This window comes from Methylobacter luteus IMV-B-3098, from assembly GCF_000427625.1.
Classification (GTDB): domain Bacteria; phylum Pseudomonadota; class Gammaproteobacteria; order Methylococcales; family Methylomonadaceae; genus Methylobacter; species Methylobacter luteus.
The window spans coordinates 338,580-359,283 of the sequence record NZ_KE386569.1; the positions used below are offsets into that span (position 1 = coordinate 338,580).

At 49.3% G+C, this 20,704-nt stretch carries 19 protein-coding genes and 1 tRNA gene; 11 read left to right on the forward strand and 9 right to left on the reverse strand.

Annotated features, from left to right (window positions below; translation table 11 throughout):
- Position 1: 1 nt before the first annotated feature.
- Complete coding sequence (locus tag METLU_RS0103620) at positions 2–505, reverse strand: YgjP-like metallopeptidase domain-containing protein (RefSeq protein ID WP_027157043.1); 504 nt, start codon at positions 503–505, stop codon at positions 2–4.
- Between the two features lie 129 nt (positions 506–634).
- Here METLU_RS0103620 and METLU_RS0103625 point away from each other — a divergent pair, with 129 nt between their 5' ends.
- A complete protein-coding gene (locus METLU_RS0103625; protein WP_027157044.1) occupies positions 635–1,864 on the forward strand; it encodes a glutaredoxin family protein in 1,230 nt (409 codons plus the stop codon).
- 613 nt (positions 1,865–2,477) lie between these two features.
- Positions 2,478–4,559, forward strand: coding sequence for a hybrid sensor histidine kinase/response regulator (locus METLU_RS27135; RefSeq protein ID WP_231383539.1), 2,082 nt, complete (start codon positions 2,478–2,480; stop codon positions 4,557–4,559).
- A 30-nt stretch (positions 4,560–4,589) separates the two neighbouring features.
- Here METLU_RS27135 and dapE read toward each other — a convergent pair whose 3' ends face one another.
- The 7 genes from dapE to METLU_RS24420 all read right to left on the reverse strand — a co-directional run bounded on the left by dapE (position 4,590) and on the right by METLU_RS24420 (position 9,735).
- Entirely contained in the window at positions 4,590–5,717 is a 1,128-nt protein-coding gene (gene dapE / locus METLU_RS0103635; protein WP_027157045.1) for a succinyl-diaminopimelate desuccinylase, read from the reverse strand.
- Between the two features lie 15 nt (positions 5,718–5,732).
- Positions 5,733–6,086, reverse strand: coding sequence for an ArsC family reductase (locus tag METLU_RS0103640; RefSeq protein ID WP_027157046.1), 354 nt, complete (start codon positions 6,084–6,086; stop codon positions 5,733–5,735).
- Between the two features lie 7 nt (positions 6,087–6,093).
- Complete coding sequence (locus tag METLU_RS0103645; protein ID WP_027157047.1) at positions 6,094–6,336, reverse strand: hypothetical protein; 243 nt, start codon at positions 6,334–6,336, stop codon at positions 6,094–6,096.
- A gap of 110 nt (positions 6,337–6,446) precedes the next feature.
- Positions 6,447–7,265 carry a 2,3,4,5-tetrahydropyridine-2,6-dicarboxylate N-succinyltransferase gene (gene dapD, locus METLU_RS0103650; RefSeq protein ID WP_027157048.1) on the reverse strand — a complete coding sequence of 273 codons (819 nt, stop codon included), beginning with the start codon at positions 7,263–7,265 and terminating at the stop codon, positions 6,447–6,449.
- Between the two features lie 9 nt (positions 7,266–7,274).
- The gene (gene dapC, locus METLU_RS0103655; RefSeq protein WP_027157049.1) at positions 7,275–8,480 is read right to left on the reverse strand and encodes a succinyldiaminopimelate transaminase; all 1,206 of its coding nucleotides are present in this window, start codon (positions 8,478–8,480) and stop codon (positions 7,275–7,277) included.
- 3 nt (positions 8,481–8,483) lie between these two features.
- Positions 8,484–9,269 (reverse strand): M48 family metallopeptidase, encoded by a 786-nt coding sequence (locus METLU_RS0103660; protein ID WP_027157050.1) that lies wholly within the window; start codon positions 9,267–9,269, stop codon positions 8,484–8,486.
- 205 nt (positions 9,270–9,474) lie between these two features.
- On the reverse strand, positions 9,475–9,735 hold the full coding sequence (locus METLU_RS24420) for a thioredoxin domain-containing protein (RefSeq protein ID WP_155920437.1): 261 nt from the start codon (positions 9,733–9,735) through the stop codon (positions 9,475–9,477).
- Between the two features lie 439 nt (positions 9,736–10,174).
- On the opposite strand from METLU_RS24420, the gene METLU_RS0103675 reads away from it, so the two are divergent.
- The 5 genes from METLU_RS0103675 (at position 10,175) to METLU_RS0103695 (ending at position 16,601) form a co-directional block, all read left to right on the forward strand.
- Positions 10,175–11,434, forward strand: coding sequence for a formylmethanofuran dehydrogenase subunit B (locus METLU_RS0103675; RefSeq protein WP_027157051.1), 1,260 nt, complete (start codon positions 10,175–10,177; stop codon positions 11,432–11,434).
- An 8-nt stretch (positions 11,435–11,442) separates the two neighbouring features.
- Positions 11,443–13,110 (forward strand): formylmethanofuran dehydrogenase subunit A, encoded by a 1,668-nt coding sequence (locus METLU_RS0103680; protein ID WP_027157052.1) that lies wholly within the window; start codon positions 11,443–11,445, stop codon positions 13,108–13,110.
- A complete protein-coding gene (fhcD, locus tag METLU_RS0103685; protein WP_027157053.1) occupies positions 13,107–14,003 on the forward strand; it encodes a formylmethanofuran--tetrahydromethanopterin N-formyltransferase in 897 nt (298 codons plus the stop codon). Before METLU_RS0103680 ends, fhcD begins: the two co-directional genes overlap by 4 nt.
- Positions 14,000–14,815: a formylmethanofuran dehydrogenase subunit C gene (locus METLU_RS0103690; protein ID WP_027157054.1), complete on the forward strand. Its 816-nt coding sequence runs from the start codon at positions 14,000–14,002 to the stop codon at positions 14,813–14,815. Before fhcD ends, METLU_RS0103690 begins: the two co-directional genes overlap by 4 nt.
- Positions 14,816–14,945: 130 nt before the next feature.
- Positions 14,946–16,601 (forward strand): GGDEF domain-containing protein, encoded by a 1,656-nt coding sequence (locus METLU_RS0103695; RefSeq protein ID WP_027157055.1) that lies wholly within the window; start codon positions 14,946–14,948, stop codon positions 16,599–16,601.
- A 452-nt stretch (positions 16,602–17,053) separates the two neighbouring features.
- On the opposite strand, the gene METLU_RS28925 is transcribed toward METLU_RS0103695, so the two are convergent.
- Entirely contained in the window at positions 17,054–17,176 is a 123-nt protein-coding gene (locus METLU_RS28925) for a hypothetical protein (protein ID WP_269209164.1), read from the reverse strand.
- A gap of 76 nt (positions 17,177–17,252) precedes the next feature.
- Here METLU_RS28925 and METLU_RS0103710 point away from each other — a divergent pair, with 76 nt between their 5' ends.
- The 4 genes from METLU_RS0103710 to clpP all read left to right on the forward strand — a co-directional run bounded on the left by METLU_RS0103710 (position 17,253) and on the right by clpP (position 20,677).
- Positions 17,253–18,104 carry a radical SAM protein gene (locus tag METLU_RS0103710; RefSeq protein WP_027157056.1) on the forward strand — a complete coding sequence of 284 codons (852 nt, stop codon included), beginning with the start codon at positions 17,253–17,255 and terminating at the stop codon, positions 18,102–18,104.
- 421 nt (positions 18,105–18,525) lie between these two features.
- Positions 18,526–18,609, forward strand: a tRNA-Leu gene (locus METLU_RS0103715).
- A 119-nt stretch (positions 18,610–18,728) separates the two neighbouring features.
- Positions 18,729–20,030 carry a trigger factor gene (tig, locus tag METLU_RS0103720; RefSeq protein ID WP_027157057.1) on the forward strand — a complete coding sequence of 434 codons (1,302 nt, stop codon included), beginning with the start codon at positions 18,729–18,731 and terminating at the stop codon, positions 20,028–20,030.
- Between the two features lie 8 nt (positions 20,031–20,038).
- On the forward strand, positions 20,039–20,677 hold the full coding sequence (gene clpP, locus METLU_RS0103725; protein WP_027157058.1) for an ATP-dependent Clp endopeptidase proteolytic subunit ClpP: 639 nt from the start codon (positions 20,039–20,041) through the stop codon (positions 20,675–20,677).
- Positions 20,678–20,704: the final 27 nt, after the last annotated feature.

The window sequence follows — 20,704 nt, forward strand, 5'->3', positions numbered from 1 at the left end:
GTCAATAAATCTTCCCAAACAAATCCACATGCGTCAGATACAGCCTCATATCAAACTCAAATTGATGATAGGCGGGCTCCATGTACTCGCATAATTTATAAAATGCCTTGTTATGTTCTTTTTCCTTCAAATGCGCCAGCTCGTGCACGACGATCATGCGCAGGAATTCGATCGGCACCTGCTTGAACATGGAGCCTATGCGGATTTCGTTTTTCGCTTTCAGTTTACCGCCCTGCACGCGGGAGACATAGGTATGAAGCCCCAGGGCATGGTGCAGGACATTGATTTTATCGTCATAAATGACTTTGCTGAGCGGTTGGGACTGGCGAAGCCTGTCGTTTTTGATATCCACGACATAGGCGTAAAGCGCCTTGTCCGTTCTGATGTCATGGGCTGCGGGATATTTTTTCAGCAGCAGCTCGCCTAGCCGGTTAGTATGGATCAGGTGGCGTATCTGATCGGTTATTTTTTCGGAATAGCCGGCCAGATATTTTAATTCTTGCATGGTTTACCTTTACTACGAGATATTGCCGATCTGCATGACGGCCTGCTTACGTTATGATAATGACGATAGCAATGTCAATAAGTCCCGTCAGGGAGCAATCTTGGACAATCAGTCGAAAACGAGGGTGCGATGGCGAAAAAACGGGTGAAAACGATACGTTGGGATTTTGCCTTGACGATGCTGCTGTGGATATCGGTCCTGGGCTTCATGGGGTCTGTCAATGCACAGGAAGCCACGCATGGCGAGCGACCCCTGCGGGCCGCCGATATTGAAGTTTTCGTGCGCGAGGGATGCCCGCATTGCGAGAAGGCTGAAGAATTCCTGAAAATATTGGCATTTGAGCAACCACAGCTGCGTATTGTCGTGCGCGACATCCACCGCGATCCGGGCGCGCTCGAACGTCTGAAGCACATAGCCGAAACAACAGGCGCCAATCTGAGCGTGCCGACTTTTTACGTGCACGGCCAGACCATCGTCGGCTATGCCGATCAGGCCACGACAGGCAAACTGATCCGCAACGCACTGACCCAACCCACGCCGGAGCATCAACCATCGGTCGGTGCGGTGGAAAGCTGCGAGCCGGAAGCGCCGCTATCCTGTGAACCGGAAAATGCCGCACCATCGCCTGAACCGGAGTTAACGTTTCTGGGTCGACGGATTACCCTGGAACAGGCCGGTTTGCCGCTTTTCACCCTCACGATGGGGCTTCTTGACGGATTCAATCCCTGTTCCATGTGGGTTCTGGTCCTGATGATCTCGCTGCTGGCCCCCATGCAGGATCGGGTGCGCATGTTCGCGGTCGCCGGCGCCTTCATTACCGTGGAAGGCATCGCCTATTTCGCCTTCATGGCGGCCTGGCTCAACCTTTTTCTGATCATAGGCCTCTCGCGCGCGTCGCAAATCATCATCGCCGGCATCGCTATACTGGCCGGTGCGATCAACCTGAAGGATTTCTGGGTCTACGGCTGGGGCGTTTCGCTGTCGATCCCCGAGTCGGCCAAGCCCGGCATCTACGCCAGAATCCGCGCTATCCTGCAAGCCGAGAGTCTGCGCGGCGCCATGATCGGCGCCGTGGTGCTGGCCATTCTGGTGCAGATCGTCGAATTCCTCTGTACCTCGGGCTTTCCGGCGCTCTACACGCGCATACTGACGATGCAGCAATTGAGCGGACCGAGCTATTACGGCTATCTGCTGCTTTACAATCTCGCTTATATGCTCGATGACGCGATCGTGCTGGCCATCGGCATCATCACGCTCAGCCAGCGTCGGCTGCAGGAAAAGGAAGGCCGCTGGCTGAAGCTGATCAGTGGCTTGGTCATGGTAGGGTTGGGCTTGTATTTGCTGATTTCGCCGTTTTGATAGTCTTGAATTCCGTTTGCCGCGCCCGAGAAATGGACCAGAATAAAAAATTATTAATATCAGTTAGGGCTATAGTTTATAGTCGGAGAATACTAACTGATATTATTTTTATATATTTATTGAATTCGATAAGTAAAGTAACTTAGATAGTTATGCCAGCTTTTAGAACTATTTATTATTCAGGCAGAACTTAGGACAGTTTTTAAAAAGTAATTAAACAAAGTAACTGATAGATTCCGCTTGAGTTAGGCGCAAGCATGTACCGGCAACAATCAAGGTCAACAGTTTTTTTATGTTTGACTAGCCAGGTTGAGCCGAATCTGCCGATTCATCCTGATTTATCTGTGCAGCTTGTATGTATAAGCGATTGCTTTCCACAGAGGATTATTGAACTTTTGGTAGCCTCAAGTGACGTATTAATGATTGTCAATGGCAAAAGGAAGCAAGAAAAATAGGGATCACATTAAATCATCCAAGATCAATCCGTCATGATTTTATCTTTATCGTCGAGCATTAGTTTTAGTGGATCGTCGTTTCTTACAAATTGGGTAATGCTATAATTTCGCGGTGCAAAAGATATCAGCGGCATCAATAAAATAAGGAGTTGTGAGTAGTGCAAGCGTTAATACAATTTTTATTTGGTGCAGAAGAGTTTATGCCGCATGGCTTCTGTTTTCTCTGGAAACCTCAATTGTTGTGGCTGTTCGTTGTTTCCGACCTGCTTATTGCGTTAGCGTATTTTTCCATTCCTCTCGCCATGGGGTATTTTGTCTACAAGCGGCAAGACATCGAATACAAATGGGTTTTCGTGCTATTCAGCCTCTTTATTCTGGCCTGTGGAACTACTCATTTAATATCCGTTATCACTATCTGGAAGCCGGTCTATGGATTGGAAGCAGGGGCCAAGGCCATCACTGCGATCATCTCTCTGGCTGCCTCGATAGTGTTATGGCCGCTCATGCCGAAAGCTATCCTTATTCCGAGCCGAAATCAGTTAATTAAAGCGAACCGGGAACTGGAAGAAGAAGTTCTTATTCATAAAAATACTAGAGAAGCATTGAGGCAATTAAACGAGAACCTGGACCATCAAGTTGAGTTAAGAACCAAAGAACTGCTAAGTGTTAACCAGGCGCTCAAAGACAGCGAACAACGTTTTAAACGGGTCGTGAACATTATTCCGGCGGCGATTTTTACGATCAAACAAACCGATGATCCCCAAAGCCCCTATAAGGTTTCTTTTATCGGCGATTCAATTACCTCCATTTCAGGATTTGAGCCATCCAGATGGTACACGGATGAAACCTTATGGTTGGATTGCACTTCTCCTAACGAGCAAAACACTCTGTTTGGCTTTATTGATACGCTTGTTTTCGGCAAATGTGACATGACGTCTGGATCGGTACGTGGTCTACCACCCTGGCATAAGCAATGGCGGTTATGCCATCCAACCAAGGGTGAAATCTGGCTGGAAGGCTCTTCGATTCCGGAGGTCGAAGCCGATGGCAGTATCTTATGGTATGGCTTTATTCATGACATTACCGAGCGCAAGCGCCCAGAGGAAGCGCTACGCGAGGCCGACCGCCGCAAGGACGAGTTTCTGGCGATGCTTGCGCACGAATTGCGCAATCCGTTAGCACCAATCCGTAATGCTGTGCAATTGTTGAAAGAACAGGATGCGGCAACCAGTCCGATGCTGGAATGGTGTCGTAATATCATCGACCGCCAATCCAGCCATATGGCGCGCCTGCTGGATGATCTGCTCGATGTGGCACGCACCATGCAGGGCAAAATCTCGCTGAAAACCGAATATTTCAATCTGGCCGAGATCGTGGACAGTGCCATAGAAACCTGCGGCCCTTTGATTAAAGTCCGCGGACAGAAACTGGTCATTTTGCACTCGGCAACGCCGCAATGGCTTAGAGGAGATCGATTTCGTCTGGCGCAAGTGATTTCGAACCTGCTCAATAATGCCGCCAAATATACCGATGAAGGCGGCCGGATCACGCTGAGCGTGAGCCAGGAGGAATCAATGTCCGTGATCAAAGTCCGGGATACGGGGATTGGCATTGCGCCCGATATGCTGCCGTATGTCTTCGATCTTTTCACTCAGGCCGACCGCTCACTATCTCACTCTCAGGGCGGCTTAGGGATCGGGCTTACCCTGGTGCGCAGACTGGTCGAGATGCATGGAGGGACTGTGGCCGCATCAAGCGCGGGCATCGGGCAGGGTAGTGAATTTACGGTGCGTTTGCCGCTGTTATCGAATGAGCATAATGAGATTGCTGAATCTACGCTGCCAGGAGGAGCCATGCCTTTATGTCCCAAATTGCGTATTCTTGTGGTGGATGACTATCCTGATGCACTGGATAGTTTGTCCATGTTGCTCCAGGCGGAAGGGCATGAGGTCGACACGGCCAACTGCGGTGCGAAAGCCATCGAGCGAGCGCAAGCCTTCCAGCCGCAGGTGGTATTGCTGGATATCGGTCTACCCGATATGGACGGTTATGAAGTGGCGCAGCGATTGCGCGAGTTGTCGGAAACGCAGTTGGCTGTCTTGATCGCCTTAACCGGCTATGGGCAGCCAGAAGACCGCGCACGCTCTAAGCGCGCCGGGTTTGATCATCATCTGCTGAAACCGGTAGACCCCGATATTCTGGCCGCCTTACTGGCATCCGTGGCGAACGAAGCCGGCTGATAAACGCTCTTGTTTTGGATGTTCGCTTTTCTATGCCAGTAAGTTAATGAGCATGTTTTCATAGATTCGGGTCAGAATTTCCAGATCCTCCAGGCCGACGTTTTCATTGATCTTATGGATGCTTTCATTGAGCGGCCCGAGTTCTATCACCTGCGCGCCGGTCGGCGCGATAAAACGGCCGTCCGACGTGCCGCCGCCCGTGTCATCCAGTGTTTCAAAGCCGGTAACGGCCTTGATGGCGGCATGAGCCGCATCGATCAGCGCACCCTTTTCGGTCAGAAACGGATTGCCCGATAAGCGCCATTGCAATTCATATCTGAAACCGTGCTTGTCCAGTATGGCGCATGTGCGCTGTTTGATGGTTTCCTCGTCGAGTTCCGTGCAAAAGCGCAGGTTGAACTGGATTTCCACACTGCCGGGAATGATGTTTTCAGCGCCGGTGCCGGCATTGATATTGGAGACCTGCAGGCTGGTCGGCGGGAAGAATTGATTGCCGCGATCCCAGACTTCCTCGGTCAATTCCTTTAACGCCGGTGCAAAGGTGTGAATAGGGTTTTCAGCCAGTTCGGGGTAAGCGACATGGCCTTGTACGCCGAGGACAGTCAGTCTGGCACATAAAGAGCCGCGCCGGCCGACACGGATGACATCGCCGATCTTCTTGTCGCTGGACGGCTCGCCAACCAGGCACCAGTCTATTTTCTCGTGACGTTTCTCCAGAACCTCAACCACCTTGACGACGCCGTTCGTGGCGATGCCCTCTTCGTCGCTGGTCAGCAGGATGGCGATGGAGCCCTGGTGTTCAGGATGCCGGGCGATAAAGCGCTCCACGGCAGTGATAAAACAGGCGATGCCGCCTTTCATATCGGCTGCGCCTCGGCCATAGAGCTTGCCGTCACGGATGGTCGGTTCAAACGGGGGCGAAATCCAGGCCTTCAATGGCCCTGGCGGCACGACATCGGTGTGTCCGAGGAAGACGAATAAGGGTTTGGCATCGTCGCGTCTGAGCCAGATGTTTTGAGTATCCTCAAAATCCAGGCGCTCCTCTTCGAAGCCGAGTTTCTTCAAACGCGTGGCCAGCAGATCCTGACAGCCGGCGTCTTTGGGCGTTACCGAATCGCGTTTGATTAGGTCTTTAAGCAGTTCTAGTGTATCGCTCATGTTGATTGTGGGTTATTAAGGTTTAGCGTCGAGGATGGCGGCATAAGTATCTGTCTTAAACCCAATAATGATCTGATGGCCGGTATCCAGAACCGGGCGCTTGATCAGCGTGGGCATTTCCAGCATCAATTGCAGGGCCTTATTTTGCGTCAGATCGGCTTGTTGTCCGGCACTGAGCTGGCGCCAGCTGGTACTGTTGCGGTTCAGCAGCTTGTTCCAGTCTGCATGCGCTGCAAAATGCGCAAGTTGTTCGGAAGTGAGCCCGTCGGTCCTGAAATCGTGAAACCGGTAGGCTATGTTGTTTTCGTCCAGCCATTTGCGGGTTTTTTTGACGGTATCGCAATTTTTTATGCCGTAGAGTATATACATGGCAGGCTTACAGTTGGCTATTCAGTAATTCGTCGATGCTGGGCAGTTCTTTGTCGGCCTTGCAGCGGGATTTATACAGGTCAACGAATTCCATAAACGCCTGCTCGAGGTCCGACAGGATGTCTTCTTCGTTGGCACGCTCATCAGCGGGCACATCGGGCGATGCCAAATACTCTTTCTGCAGTGCTATTTCACTGTTGAGCGCAAGCGTGGCATAAATGAGGGCATTACTGGATAGATTTTTGCTCATGGCTGTATGTCCTGCGGTAAGGGAAGCATAGTCTGTCAAAAAAATAGGGGCGATACAGGTATCGCCCCTAGGTTTGTTGTTATTGTTTGGTTCGTTGTTATTGGTGCTTATTAATCGCGTAGCAACTCATTGATGCCTGTTTTGCTGCGTGTTTTTTCATCAACCTGCTTGATGATGACCGCGCAGTACAGGCTATAGCTGCCATCCGCGGAAGGCAGGTTGCCTGAAACGACAACAGAACCGGCCGGGATACGGCCATAAGTGATTTCGCCGGTCATGCGGTTGAAAATTTTTGTGCTCTGGCCAATATACACGCCCATCGAAATTACGCAACCGTCTTCGACAATAACGCCTTCAACGATTTCAGAGCGTGCGCCGATAAAGCAGTTGTCGCCAATAATGGTCGGGTTGGCCTGCAAGGGTTCCAGAACGCCGCCGATGCCGACACCGCCGGACAGGTGCACGTTTTTGCCGATTTGCGCGCAGGAGCCGACAGTGACCCAGGTATCGACCATGGTGCCGCTGTCAACATAAGCGCCGATGTTGACGTAAGACGGCATCAATATGGCGCCCGGCGCGATATAGGAGCCGTGACGGGCTACGGCATTCGGCACGACGCGTATGCCGGCTTTGGCGAAATCATCAGGCGTGTAGGATGCGAATTTGCTTTCCACTTTATCGTAGTAACGTGTGTTGCCGCCTTCCATGATGCGGTTTTCGTTGATGCGGAAAGACAGCAATACAGCCTTTTTCAACCATTGGTTGACAACCCAGTCGCCGTCGATTTTTTCCGCTACTCTGAGCGTGCCGCTGTCGAGCAGGTTGATGGTTTCTTCAACAGCATCGCGGATTTCAGCTGAGACACTGGCTGGCGTGATTTCGGCACGTTGTTCAAAGGCGTCGTTAATGATCTTTTCAAGTTGTGACATGTTTTTTCTTTACTTTTTTAAGGTGTTAATAAAACTTTTAATGCGACGGGCTGCGTCTATGCATTCGTCCAATGGCGCCACCAAGGCGATACGGACATGGTTTTGGCCGGGATTGATGCCATTGAACTCCCGCGACAGGAAGCTGCCAGGCAGCACGGTGACGTTTTCCTGAGCGAAAAGCTGTTGCGTGAATTCGGTGTCGGCAATCGGCACCTTTAGCCAGATATAAAAACCCGCCGGTGGTTTGCTGATTGTGCAAATATCCGCAAGGATGTCTATAACGGCGGCGAATTTTTCGCGATACAACTGCCGGTTTTCTATCACGTGAGCTTCATCCTGCCAGGCTTTAATGCTGGCATGTTGTGTCGGTAGCGACATGGCGCTGCCGTGATAGGTCCGGTATTGAAAATACTGCTGCAAAATATCGGCATCGCCTGCGACAAAGCCTGATCTCAAGCCCGGCGCATTGGAACGCTTGGACAAACTGTGGAAAACCACACAGCGTTTGAAAGTATTATTGCCTATGGCATAGGCCGTTTCAAGCAGGCCCTGCGGCGGATTGTTTTCGTCATCATAGAGTTCGCTATAGCACTCGTCGGAGGCAATGACGAAATCGTGTTTTTCGGCCAGCCCGAGCAGTTTTTCATGGCTGGCCCGTTCCATGACCGAGCCGGTCGGATTGCCGGGCGAGCAGATATAAATCAGTTGGCAGCGTTGCCATATCTCTTCCGGAACCGCGTCAAAATCCGGTAAATAGCCGGAGTCCTCCAGCGTGTTCAGATAATAAGGCTCGGCGCCGGCCAGCAAGGCTGCGCCTTCATAAATCTGATAAAACGGGTTCGGCATGATCACGACTGGTGCGGCGCTGGCCGGATCAACCACGCACTGGGCAAACGAAAATAACGCCTCGCGCGTGCCGTTGACAGGCAGTACCTGTGTTTCAGGATCAATCAATTCGGACGGAACGTCAAAACGCCGGCTTAACCAGTCGGCTATGGCCGCCCTTAGTTCAGGCATGCCCTTCGTGGTCGGGTATTTGGACAGGCCATGCAGATGTGTCAGCAGAGCTTCCTGGATCAGATGTGGCGTGGCATGCGCGGGTTCGCCAATGGACAGGGCAATGTGCTCCTTGTTATCGGGCGGGACTATGCCACGCTTGAGTTGCGCCAGCTTCTCAAACGGGTACGGATGCAGGGATTTTAAATAAGGTGTCATCGATTAGTTGCAACGAGGTTGTTTGCCCATTGATTGCGCTTGCTGGAATAGTCCCATCGCAGCGGGCATGTGCTGATTCAAATCCTGAATACGGGTGCTGTGCGAAGGGTGAGTCGACATGAATTCGATAGGTTGTTGACCTTGCGCGGCCCGATCCATTTTTTGCCAGAGATTGATACTTTGTCTCGGGTCGAAGCCGGCTTTAGCCATTAAATCAACGCCGATAATATCGGCTTCGCTCTCATGCGTGCGGCTATAAGGCATTAATACGCCGTATTGCGCTCCAATGCCCAGCAGGCCGATCGCGGTCTGGCCTAAAGCGGTCTGCGGCGCGCTGACGGCCTGAATGAGCGCCATGCCCTGACTGACAGCCATCTCTTGCGATACACGTTCATTGCTGTGCCTGGCCTGTACGTGGCCGATTTCATGGCCGATTACGGCAGCAAGCTGATCCTGATTTTCAACTAATTGGATCATGCCGGTATGCACGCCGATTTTATTGCCAGGCAGGGCAAAAGCGTTGGGCGATTGGTCTTCAAAAACTACAACTTCCCAGTTGCCGCCTCCTGCCTCTCGGGTGAGTGCTTGGGCAATACATCGGGCGACTTGGGTATAGCGAGCGTTATTGCTGACAGGTTTTTCTTGCTTCAATGTATCAAAAGCCTGCAAACCCATTTGGTTGATCTGCGCATCAGGCATGAAAACCAGTTGATTTCTGCCGGTAGGACTGACAGCACAGGCTGCCAATAAGGAGGCAATTACCAGAACAGATAATTTTTTTTTAAACATAAATAAATGGCCGGTAGTTTGAATTGCCGGCCATTTTAACTTAACTTTTTATCCGAAGTTTAAAAATGTAAGCCGTAATAATGTGGATCAAATCTAATTCAGGATTTTTGCCCACATGGCTTCCTGGTCATCCCTGGACAGACGCCGCTGATGTTCGTGTGCTGTGCGATGCATTAAAGAAACAGGTTCTGGGCAGTTCGTCGTATCATTTTGGGGCTATTTCAAAGCGCAGTCTTTGAGTGTTCTCATCGGCGAATACCCAATAGTCGATGCTGGTCAGTTGATGTTTTGCCAATACCCGCTGAATTTGATCGGTTTCGGATAAATCGTCAGTTGCCGGCATGGTCATTTTCAGCTTGGGCCTTTCCTTATGAAGGGTACTTAATAATGCCATGTCTTTCAGGCAGGAAGAGCAGGTGGTTGACCAGATGGGGACGTTTGGTGTCGCCCGCCAGTATCTGTTCATAGCTGCCTGAGACGTAATGAGTGCAGTTATGGCTGTTCGGCGCATGCCGATAGGCTTAAGCGTGGTTGCCATGATAAATAGTAAGCGGGTAAAGCGTTTTTTATTGGCGGTGCAAATAATCATACTGGGGAATGACGGATAAATTCCAGGCATTAACGTTACGGAATTTTCGTCCGAAGACCATTCCCGCTGTTGTATGTCCAAGGGGCGGCTCTCAAAATATAACGCATGAAATCCATCATGTGTGAAAAATCAAAATGACTATTTATATATGCTAAAAGGGCATGTATATTGAGACAGTAATAGCAATTGAGAGTAAAATGCTCAATATTTACCCAGTGGTACAGGCAGTCGAATTTAAAAGCCAGAGTAGTGGTTAGATTGTTGAGGAATACCGGGTAACAACGATTTATATGTAGAGACAACAAGAGGATAGCGCGTGAGTGAAGTAACTGAAGTACCGAGTCCTTTTTGCGGTATTGGAACCGACGACCTGACAATCAGGGTCGACGGATTATCGTTAAAAGTGATCGAAAATGGCTGCTCGGTTAATACGCCTGCTTTTGAACAGGCCATTACCGATACCAGTCCCCGAGTTGACGGCAAAGCAGTGAATATGGATGCGGCCGTGGCAAAAGCGGCGGCCTTGTTAAAAGGCACCAATCAACCTGTTATCGGCGGTTGCGCGACCGATGTCAACGGCATGCGGGCCTTGCTGGCATTAGCCGATCGTAGCGGCGCTGTTGTCGATAACATGAATTTCAATGCGGCAAGGCGCAACTTTCTGGCCCTTCAGGATTCCGGCTGGATGAACACCACGCTGGCGGAAGTTAAAAACCGCTGCGATCTGTTTCTGGTTGTCGGCGCCGATCCTGAAAGTTTTGCGCCGCGCTTTTTCGAGCACTATCTCTGGAATCAGGAATCCATGTTCCTGGAAGATACCGGCAATCGTGAAGTGATCTATTTAGGCAAGGCGCCTTCCGGTGATGCGTCCACTTCGCCTAAAGGAAAAAAAGCCCTGATCTTTGAATGCAGCATGGACGATCTGCCGGAAGTCGTGGCCGTATTAAGAGCCCTGGTTAAAGGTCAGCCGATCCGGATTGAATCCGTGGGCGGCATCGCTGTCGCTGATTTGCAGGGCATCGCCGATAAACTGAAGGCGGCGAGCTACAGTGTAGTGACATGGGCTGCCGGGGCTTTGGCTTACAGCCAGGCCGAGCTGACTGTGCAGACGCTGTCGGAAATGATCAAGGACGTTAACGATCTGAATACGCGTTGTTCGGGCTTGCCGCTAGGCGGCAAGGAAGGCGATCAGACGGCCAATCAGGTTTGCGGCTGGACCACGGGTTTCCCGGCGCGTACGCGTTTTTCCAGGGGTTTTCCGGAATATGATCCTTATTTAAATGATATTGAATTGATGATGGCCAATGGTGAAGCCGATGCGTTGGTATGGGTGCAGGCCTTTAACGTCAATGCCGCGCCGCCGGTAACGAATCTGCCGACGATAGTCATCGGCCGTTCGGGCATGACGTTCACTAAAGAGCCGGACGTGTTTATTCCGGTCGGCACGCCAGGCATTGATCATGCCGGTCATGCATACCGTATGGATAACGTGGTCGCGATTCGCCTGAAGAAATGTCGCGATTCTGGCCTGCCCAGTACGTTTGACGTGCTGAATGCCATTGAACAAGCTTTGTAGGTAAATATATGTTGATAAAGTTAACAGGTGGAACTGTCTATGATCCTGCCAGCGGCATTGATGGCAAGAAACAGGACATTTACATCAAAGACGGGCGCATCGTTAATCAACCGGGCCCGGACGTTCAAGTTGATAAAGAATATGATCTGACCGGCAAAGTGGTCATGTCTGGCGCGATCGATATGCACACGCATATCGGTGGCGGCAAGGGTAATATCGCCCGAACTCTGTTGCCCGAAGATCATCGCATGGATCCTGTACATCGTACCGATGTGACGCGCTCCGGCTGCGGCCATGCCATGCCCAGCACATTCGTAACCGGCTACCGCTATGCCGAAATGGGTTATACCGCCGGCTTCGAACCCGCCGTGTTGCCGGTCAATGCGCGCCAGGCGCACATGGAAATGGGCGATATTCCTATTCTGGATAAAGGCGGCTATGTCATGCTGGGCAGCGATGATTACCTGCTGCGCATGCTGACGGCCAAGAAAGACCAGAAAGCGATCAATGATTACGTGGCCTGGACCCTGAATGCGGCCAAGGGTATCGGCATTAAAGTCGTCAACCCGGGCGGCATCAGCGCCTTCAAGTTCAACCAGCGCAAACTGGACCTGGACGAGAAAAACAGCCACTACGGCGTTAGTCCGCGCGAAATTCTGCAGGCACTGGCTACGGCGGTCAAGCAATTGGGCATCACGCATCCATTGCATGTGCACGGTTGTAACCTGGGCGTGCCCGGCAATATGAATACCACGCTCGATACAATTCAAGGTATCGGCGGCCTGCCAATGCATTTGACTCATATTCAGTTCCACAGCTATGGCACGGAAGGAGATTTCAAGTTTTCCTCCGGTGCCGCGCAGATTGCCGAGGCGGTCAACAGAAACAAGAATATCACGATCGATGTGGGGCAGGTTCTGTTCGGGCAGACCGTTACCGCATCAGGCGACAACATGCGCCAGCACGCCAACCATAGACATGCCAGCCCGAACAAATGGGTCTGCATGGATATCGAGTGCGATGCGGGTTGTGGCGTCGTGCCGTTCAAATACAAGGATCAGAATTTCGTCAATGCGTTGCAGTGGGCCATCGGTCTGGAAACCTTCCTGCTGGTCGACGACCCGTGGCGTATTTTCCTGACGACCGACCATCCTAACGGCGCGCCGTTTACCAGCTACCCGCATCTGATCCGGTTACTGATGGACAAGAGTTTCCGTAACGACATGCTGGCGACGATTCATCCGGAAGCGCAAAAAATGACCACGTTGGCGTCGATAGACCGCGAATACAGCCTGCAGGAAATCGCGATCATGACGCGCGCCGGCGCGGCCAGACTGATCGGTTTGCAAGACCGCGGCGGCCTGAGTGCCGGCAACTGGGCCGATATTACCGTCTATACCGACAATGCCGACCGCGAAAAAATGTTCACCAAGCCGGATTACGTCTTCAAGGACGGCAAACTGGTCGTCAAAGACGGCGCAGTGGTTCACACCAAATGGGGCACCACCCATATCGTTCAGCCGGATTGGGACCCATCGGTAGAAAAAGATTTGCAGAAATATTTTGATCGATTCCTTACTATGAAAGTCGGTAACTTTAAAATCAGCGATGATGAATTCACGGAGAACGGTCGCGGCAGCTTGACGGTGCATCCGCTTAAAGGAGAGGTGGCATGATAATCAATGGTGTAAAGATAGATGCAACCTTTGCCGAAGCTTTCCCGATGAAAGCGACACGCGCCATCATTACCGCGCAAAATGAAAAATGGGCCATGATCTCAGCTCAAGCCATGACCGGTTTTGCCACTTCGGTGATTGCCTGCGGTTGTGAGGCCGGTATCGAGCGGGTATTGGATCCTTCCGAAACGCCGGACGGTCGTCCGGGCGTTTCTGTCATGATCTTTGCCATGGGCGGTAAGGGACTGGCCAAGCAACTGGAAACGCGCGCCGGGCAGTGCGTACTGACGTCGCCCACGTCGGCCTTGTTTGCCGGTATCGACAGCGACAAAAAAATTCCGTTGGGTAAAAACCTGCGTTATTTCGGCGACGGCTTTCAAGTAGCCAAGCTGATAGACGGCAAACGTTACTGGCGTATACCGGTCATGGATGGCGAGTTTCTGGCCGAAGCGACGACCGGACAGGTGGATGCGGTAGGCGGCGGCAACTTTCTTGTCTTGGCCAAATCACAACCCCAGGCATTGGCGGCTTGCGAGGCGGCGATTGAAGCGATGCGCAAAATTCCCAATGTCATCATGCCGTTTCCGGGCGGTGTCGTACGTTCCGGATCTAAAGTCGGATCGAAATACAAAGCATTGGGCGCGTCCACCAATGACGCTTTCTGTCCGACCTTGAAAGGCATGACGCGGACCGATCTGTCTCCTGAGGTTGAATCGGTCATGGAGATCGTTATCGACGGTCTGACTAAAGAAGATATTGATAAGGCCATGCGTGTAGGCATCCAGGCTATCTGCGATTTAGGCGCCGAAAACGGCATCACGCGCATCAGTGCCGGTAATTACGGTGGCAAACTCGGACCGTTCCACTTTCACTTACAGGAGATTATGGCGTGAGCGCTTTAACATTTTCACTGAAACAACGGCCGGATCAGCGTGTGGATATGTCGCCCCTGGTTTGCAATCTGCTGAAGGACATGGAACCTAGCGAAATTGCCGCCATTGAACTTCAAAGCGGTAAACGTAAAATTCGTGTTGATGAATTGTTTAATATTGCCGGTTCCGATACGCAACAGATTGTCATCCGGAACAGTTTCGGCAAGCTCGATTTTATCGGTAAGGAACTCGATGGCGGCAGCATTAAAGTCGAAGGCGATGCCGGCGCTTATCTTGGGCTGGGCATGAAGTCCGGTGAGATCGGTGTAACAGGCAATGTCGGCATTTATGCGGCTTGTGAAATGAAAAAAGGTTTCATCGTCATTGGCGGCGATGCCGGTGATTTTCTCGGGGCTGCCTTGCCGGGCAACAAGATGGGCATGAAAGGCGGTACGGTTCTGGTCAAAGGCAGTGCCGGCGAGCGGGCAGGGGATCACATGCGTCGCGGCAATATCCTCATTGAAGGCAATGCCGGTGATTATTGCGGGTCCAGAATGACAGCCGGCACTATCGCCGTCATGGGCAAAACCGGCCGGTATTTGGGTTATGCCATGCGTCGCGGCACCTTGCTGTTATGGAACCAGCCCACATTATCAGCAAGTTTTAATGATTGCGGCGCGCATACCTTGGCTTTTTTGCCTATACTGTTTGCATCGTTTAAAAAGCTCAATTCCAGATTTGCCGATGCTTCCGTAGCATTTAACCGGGTACAGCGTTACGCCGGCGATATGTCGGAAATTGGCAGAGGTGAAGTGTTAGTTAAAATAGGCTAAAGTCAACCGATTTTAGCCGGAATTCTATTCCAGCAATGAATGCAGAAAGCCCCGGATAATCGGGGCTTTTTGTTGACCTAGATCGTACTCTAACAAACGGTAAAGTTATATTCAAAATACCCAAGGCGTTATGCTGATAAATCTTATCTATGGCTGCATTAATTATGTTATTGCGACAGCGGCAACCTTCATGGTTTCCATCATTAGGGTGAAGGTTGCGTTTTATGTCTTATTGATAGGGTCTTTTTCCAGCATATCCGCTGAACCAGTGCATATACAATTGCGCTGGCATCATCAATTTCAATTTGCCGGTTACTACGCGGCTCTGGAAAAAGGTTTTTATCGGAAAGCCGGTCTTGATGTAATACTTGACGCCGGTTCGCCGGAGAAAAAACCGGTTCAACAGGTGCTTCAAGGTCATGCCCAATATGGTGTAGCCAATAGCGAACTGTTGCTAGAACGCTTGCGTGGCGCGCGTCTGGTTGCTCTGGCGGCGATATATCAGCATTCTCCGTCTGTATTGTTGGCACGCAAAGATGCCGGCGTTTTTTCACCGCATGATTTGATCGGCAAGCATGTAATGCTGATGGACAAAGCCGTCGATGCCGATTTTTTTGCCATGATGTACAACGAAGGCATCGACATGGCTGACATTCATGTCATTCCAAGCAGTTTTAATATTCAGGATCTGGTTGACGGGAAAGTTGTCGCTTTTAACTCTTATCTGAGCAACGAACCTTACTATCTGAATCAGCATGGCGTCGATTATGCGGTGCTCAATCCGCGTAACTACGGCGTGGATTTTTACAGTGATATTCTTTTTACTACCGAGGATGAAATAAAAAAACACCCCGATCAGGTAAAAGCATTGCGGAACGCCAGTCTAGAAGGCTGGCGATATGCCATGGATCATCCTCAGGAAATCATTGATTTGTTAGTGAATAAGTACAAGGTTAATAAATCCATCGCACACCTGGAATTTGAAGCAAACGCAATAAGGCCATTGATTGCGCCGGATTTGGTTGAGTTGGGGCATATGAATCCCTGGCGCTGGCGGCATATGGCCAGCACTTTTGTACAAGCTAATATGGTCGAAAATGATCATGCCTTGGAAGGGTTTATTTATGAATCGGATTTTAAGGTAGACAAGGAACAATTATGGCTGTATTCAGAGATTTTTTTAGCGCTGGCGATAGTGGTGGTATTCGTCATTGTTGTGTTGTTTGTTTCTTACAGAACCGCAAGGCGAGAAATTCGTTTGCGTCTCACAGCTGAACAGGAAATCAAGAAAATCGCCTATCGGGATACCCTAACAGGACTCGATAATCGTCATCATCTGTTTGTGCTGGCGGATCAATTCTTAAAAATGGCTCAGAGGGATTGTTATAAAGTCGCTGTTTGCTTTATCGATCTGAATCAGTTCAAAAATATAAACGATACATTAGGGCATAAAGCAGGCGATAAAGTGTTAATGCATGTAGGCCATACGCTGCGAAATTTTATACGTCAATCGGATGTGGCGGCCCGCTTCGGCGGTGATGAATTTGTACTGCTTCTTAATCATGTTAAAAATAAAGAAGATATCACGCCGATGCTGCTGGAAGTACAGCAGGCCATCCGTCAGCCGGTAAACTACCAGAATAAGCAACTGTATGTATCGGCGAGTATGGGTGTGGCCTATTATCCCGATGATGGCACTGATATCGATGCGTTAATAGATTTAGCGGATTCAAAAATGTACCATGTGAAATTGGAAGACAAGGAGCCTTTGGTGTCTTTAAGTTAAAAATACCGCATAAAAAAGTTCCTTTGTGGCTGCGGGATTTTTAATAAGGTGATGGCTTTAAATTTTGCCATCTAAATCTACCTGAAAATACTTATGCGTGATTTTTGCTGATTCTCCAGCGGTCAGCTTATATTCGGGATATTGGTTATTGCTTTTTGAATAGCTTGCGCCACAGACTTGCGCTGAATATCAAACAGAATGTGATAATTCAAATCCTCATCGAAAGGCGACGTCAGGGGGGGGCAGCCGGATTGGTCGGATGATGTTTAAATTATTGGCTTTTCTTGTCGGCACGAACCGCGTCAAGAACGCCGTTAGCAATCACCGTCTGAACCGGGCCTATCAGATGTTGGTGTAGCCGTTCTTGTTAACTGTAACTTCGCTGAACATTAATGTAACAGAGTGAACTTGAACTTTTGAGTGGCTTTTAGCCTGATTGTCGATCAGCATGGCTAGGGCGATTCCGACAGGTGCGTCCAGTAGCCTATGATGATTTCAGGCTCTGCCGCCTTATTGGGCGGACCGTTTGCAATCAAGGCTTCACTATGCGGAATATTATCTTTTCGTTCATGCATTGATTTCCAAAAACTTAAACGAAAATTACGGTTCGACGTAGAATAATACGATTTAAAGTTGCTTCTGAACAGAATTATGGCGTCAACATTAACAACAACTAATCACAGTCGGGATGTGGCAGGATTGAAATATGTCTATCCGGTGCTTTCCAGGCGAGCGGGTGGTTTGTCTATAGGGATTAATTTCAATACCAATAATGCCTGTAATTGGCGTTGTATTTATTGCCAGGTTCCCGATTTGAAAATCGGAGCGGCGCCTGAAATGGATTTTCAGCTACTGGAAGACGAGTTAAGGTTTTTTCTCGATGATGTGCTGAATGGTGATTTTTATGAACGTTTCCAGATACCGGCCGGAAATCGCGTTATCAAGGATATCGCCATTTCCGGCAACGGCGAGCCAACCAGTTTAAACGAATTTGACAGGGCGGTGGTATTGATTGGCGAAATAGCGACAGAAGTCGGTGTTTTGCCACAGAGCAATTTCGTATTGATCACTAACGGCAGTCTGGTGCATCAGCCAAAAGTTCAGTATGGGTTGAAGAAATTGAGGGAATATGGCGGAGAGGTCTGGTTTAAGTTTGACAGCGCTACCGAAGCGGGCAGGCGGCTGATCAATAATGCGAGGCAGAGTTATCAAGCCAGTCTGGAAAATTTAATGCTTTCTGCACAGTTGTGTCCTACAAAATTACAGACCTGTCTGCTGGATTATGATAAACGCGGTTTGCCGAAAGAGGAAAGGCAGGCTTATTTGGATATGCTGAAGACAGTTAGAGAGCATGTAAGCCTGAGAGGCGTTATGCTGTATACAATAGCGCGGCCTTCCATGCAGCCGGAGTCGGGGTGGCTAGAGAAATTGCCGGCGGAAACATTAAATGCCTTTGCCGATGAAATCAGGCAGCTGGGTTTTGATGTATCAGTCAGCGTTTGATTCAAGCTTGAATATCCAGCAAGGTCCCAAGCATTGCATGGCCTGTCTCGAGCAGCCTGATCACTGATGATGTTTTCAGTTTCGCAGTTTTTTAAGTAGTATGGATTTGGGAATGCCGATAGGGTTGAATTACATGCTATCGGCTTTATTGTTTGTGCAGGCTGCTTGACGGGTTCTCTGGTCGCATAGGTTGATTTATGCTGAGCGCTATTAATTGAATTGTGTTTACGGTAGACTGACATCCATTTCAGGCGTCCTTATTTTTGTATGACCATAGCCATCATAACGCCTTGGTATAGGTAGCGCGATTTTACGCCGGAAGGGAACGAAACTGTGTATTAGTATTGATGTGGAAATATTTTCAATTTATAACTTGTTGCGATGACGGAATTGGGGCTATAATGCCGCGTTCATTCAAAGTGCGAATGTGGCGGAACTGGTAGACGCGCTGGATTTAGGTTCCAGTAGGTTTCCTGTGAGAGTTCGAGTCTCTCCATTCGCACCACTAAATTCAAAATATTTACATATTAAGATTAGCGATATCAGTCGTTAATTTTTCAAATCCTTGAGCCGTTTCCGGTATCCTATATAAAAATCTATCCATAAATTATTTGAGGTAAAGAAATGCAAGTTTCTGTCGAAAAGACATCAGAATTAAGCAGAAAAATGACTGTTAGCGTGCCTGAAGAAGTTGTCCAGGAAAAAATGGCGGCGCGTTTGAAGTCGTTGGCGCGCGAAGTTAAAATCGATGGCTTTCGTCCGGGCAAAGTGCCTCAGCATGTAGTTAAAAAGATGTTTGGCGATAGGATTCGTGGCGAAGTTGCCGGCGACCTGATTCAATCCACTTATTTTGAGGCATTGCAGGATCAAAATTTAAAACCTGCCGGCCATCCGCATATTCATCCTTCCAATGAAACGGAAGGATTTAAATACACTGCCGAATTTGAAGTCTATCCTGAAATATCACTGGAGGGCGTGAGTCAAATTGAAGTAAAACGCCCCGTTGCTACTGTCAGTGAGGCCGATGTTGACGGCATGATTGACAAACTGAGAGCACAAAGAAAAACTTGGCAGAAAGTAGAGCGCGCATCACAGGAACATGACCGCATAACGATCAGTTTTTCAGGCGTTGCTGACGGCGAAAATTTTACTGATGGCAAAGTGGAAAACTATCAGGTTGAAATTGGCGCGAAACAGATGATTCCAGGCTTTGAAGACAACCTGATCGGTCTTGAAGCGGGCGCTAATAAAACATTTGAAGTGTCTTTTCCGGAGCAATATGGCAACGAAAAATTAGCAGGTAAAGCGGCTGAGTTTGAAGTTGAGGTCATTGCTGTTGAAGAACCCGTATTGCCTGAAATTGATGACATTTTCGTTAAGGCCTATGGTATTGAAGATGGTTCCGTAGAGTCTTTTCGTGAAGATGTCAGAAACAATATGGAAAGAGAACTTGAGCAGGCATTGCGGGGTAAGTTGAAAAACGCTGTCATGGATGCCTTGTATGAGAAGATTCAGATTGCTGTTCCGAATACGCTGGTCGACCAGGAAGTCGAAAATATGATGAAGCCTTATATAGAGACTGCTAAAAGGCAGAAAATGAAGCTGGACGATCTGAAATTGCCAAGGGATGCATTTGAAGAACAGGCTAAACGTCGTGTAGCTTTAGGATTGATTTTGGGCGAAATCATTCAGAAAAATGATATCAAAATAGATGCGGATAAAGTACGATCTGCTATTGAAGATATGGCGAGAAGTTATGAACGCCCTGAAGATGTGGTTAAATGGTATTATTCGGATGAAAGTCGACTGGACGATGTCAGACAAATGGTGCTGGAAGACCAGACCGTTGAGTGGTTGGCGGCCCAGGCAAAAGTATCTGATGAGCCTATGAAATTCGACGATGTAATGAATCAACAGCAAAGGTAAGGTTTCGAATGTATAAAATGAATCAAGCAATGGCTCCTGAGGCCGCGGGTGGGTTAGTTCCTATAGTGGTTGAGCAAACCGCTAGAGGCGAGCGTTCTTTTGATATCTACTCAAGACTATTAAAGGAACGTGTTATATTTCTGGTTGGCCAAGTGGAAGATTACATGGCTAATCTTGTTGTCGCTCAGTTGCTTTTTCTGGAATCAGAAAATCCTGACAAGGATATTCATTTATACATCAATTCGCCCGGCGGATCAGTGACGGCCGGCATGTCAATTTATGATACCATGCAATTTATCAAGCCCGATGTAAGCACTATGTGTATCGGGCAGGCTGCCAGTATGGGGGCTTTGCTTCTGACTGGCGGAGCTAAAGGCAAACGGTATTGTCTGCCTCATTCGAGAATGATGATTCACCAGCCGCTAGGCGGCTTTCAGGGACAGGCCTCCGATATTGATATTCATGCCAGGGAGATTCTGGCAATCAGAGAGAAGCTGAATAAAATCTTATCAGGCCACACTGGGCAGCCGATAGAAAAAATCAGGCTGGATACAGATAGGGATAATTTTTTGAGCGCTAATGATGCGGTCAGTTATGGGCTCATTGATAAAGTATTATCAAGCCGAACAATTGATTCTGATAAATAACGGTTGGTATTTTTTTTGTATTTAGAT

Excerpts from the sequence above, each read along its gene's own strand:
- METLU_RS0103620 (WP_027157043.1), bottom strand. The coding sequence starts at position 505 with ATGCAAGAATTAAAATATCTGGCCGGCTATTCCGAAAAAATAACCGAT.
- METLU_RS0103625 (WP_027157044.1), top strand. The coding sequence starts at position 635 with ATGGCGAAAAAACGGGTGAAAACGATACGTTGGGATTTTGCCTTGACG.
- dapE (WP_027157045.1), bottom strand. The coding sequence starts at position 5,717 with ATGAGCGATACACTAGAACTGCTTAAAGACCTAATCAAACGCGATTCG.
- METLU_RS0103640 (WP_027157046.1), bottom strand. The coding sequence starts at position 6,086 with ATGTATATACTCTACGGCATAAAAAATTGCGATACCGTCAAAAAAACC.
- METLU_RS0103645 (WP_027157047.1), bottom strand. The coding sequence starts at position 6,336 with ATGAGCAAAAATCTATCCAGTAATGCCCTCATTTATGCCACGCTTGCG.
- dapD (WP_027157048.1), bottom strand. The coding sequence starts at position 7,265 with ATGTCACAACTTGAAAAGATCATTAACGACGCCTTTGAACAACGTGCC.
- dapC (WP_027157049.1), bottom strand. The coding sequence starts at position 8,480 with ATGACACCTTATTTAAAATCCCTGCATCCGTACCCGTTTGAGAAGCTG.
- METLU_RS0103660 (WP_027157050.1), bottom strand. The coding sequence starts at position 9,269 with ATGTTTAAAAAAAAATTATCTGTTCTGGTAATTGCCTCCTTATTGGCA.
- METLU_RS24420 (WP_155920437.1), bottom strand. The coding sequence starts at position 9,735 with ATGAACAGATACTGGCGGGCGACACCAAACGTCCCCATCTGGTCAACC.
- METLU_RS0103680 (WP_027157052.1), top strand. The coding sequence starts at position 11,443 with ATGTTGATAAAGTTAACAGGTGGAACTGTCTATGATCCTGCCAGCGGC.
- fhcD (WP_027157053.1), top strand. The coding sequence starts at position 13,107 with ATGATAATCAATGGTGTAAAGATAGATGCAACCTTTGCCGAAGCTTTC.
- METLU_RS0103695 (WP_027157055.1), top strand. The coding sequence starts at position 14,946 with ATGCTGATAAATCTTATCTATGGCTGCATTAATTATGTTATTGCGACA.
- METLU_RS28925 (WP_269209164.1), bottom strand. The coding sequence starts at position 17,176 with ATGCATGAACGAAAAGATAATATTCCGCATAGTGAAGCCTTGATTGCA.
- METLU_RS0103710 (WP_027157056.1), top strand. The coding sequence starts at position 17,253 with ATGGCGTCAACATTAACAACAACTAATCACAGTCGGGATGTGGCAGGA.
- tig (WP_027157057.1), top strand. The coding sequence starts at position 18,729 with ATGCAAGTTTCTGTCGAAAAGACATCAGAATTAAGCAGAAAAATGACT.
- clpP (WP_027157058.1), top strand. The coding sequence starts at position 20,039 with ATGTATAAAATGAATCAAGCAATGGCTCCTGAGGCCGCGGGTGGGTTA.